Raw genomic sequence first — 677 nt, forward strand, 5'->3', positions numbered from 1 at the left:
TTCAAGTTGCCGGACGGTTTCTCTTGGCAGAGTTCATTTACACCATGCGCAAGGCGCGCAAAGCGCACGGCGACAAGGTGATCCTCGACGACGTCACCCTGAACTTCCTCCCCGGGGCGAAGATCGGCGTCGTCGGCCCGAACGGCGCCGGTAAGTCGACCGTTCTGAAGATCATGGCGGGGCTGGAGCAGCCCTCGAACGGTGACGCGTTCCTGACGCCCGGCTACACCGTCGGCATCCTGCTCCAGGAGCCGCCGCTGGACGAGTCGAAGACGGTCCTGGAGAACGTGCAGGACGGCGTCGCCGAGATCAAGGGCAAGCTCGACCGGTTCAACGAGATCGCCGAGCAGATGGCGACCGACTACTCCGACGCGCTGCTCGAAGAGATGGGCAAGCTGCAGGAGGAACTGGACCACGCGAACGCCTGGGACCTCGACGCCCAGCTCGAGCAGGCCATGGACGCCCTGGGCTGCCCGCCCGGCGACTGGCCCGTCACCAACCTCTCCGGCGGTGAGAAGCGCCGCGTCGCGCTGTGCAAGCTGCTGCTGGAGCAGCCCGACCTGCTGCTGCTCGACGAGCCCACCAACCACCTCGACGCCGAGTCGGTGAACTGGCTGGAGCAGCACCTCGCCAAGTACGAGGGCACCGTCGTGGCCGTGACCCACGACCGGTACTTC

At 66.3% G+C, this 677-nt stretch carries 1 protein-coding gene; it reads left to right on the top strand.

Features of this window, described 5'->3' with window-relative positions; genetic code table 11:
• Window positions 1-23: 23 nt before the first annotated feature.
• A partial coding sequence (locus tag LPA54_RS34390) for an ATP-binding cassette domain-containing protein (protein WP_228984575.1) occupies window positions 24-677 on the top strand: 654 nt, incomplete at its 3' end.

It is taken from the genome of Streptomyces sp. DH12, assembly GCF_020873895.1.
Classification (GTDB): Bacteria; Actinomycetota; Actinomycetes; order Streptomycetales; family Streptomycetaceae; genus Streptomyces.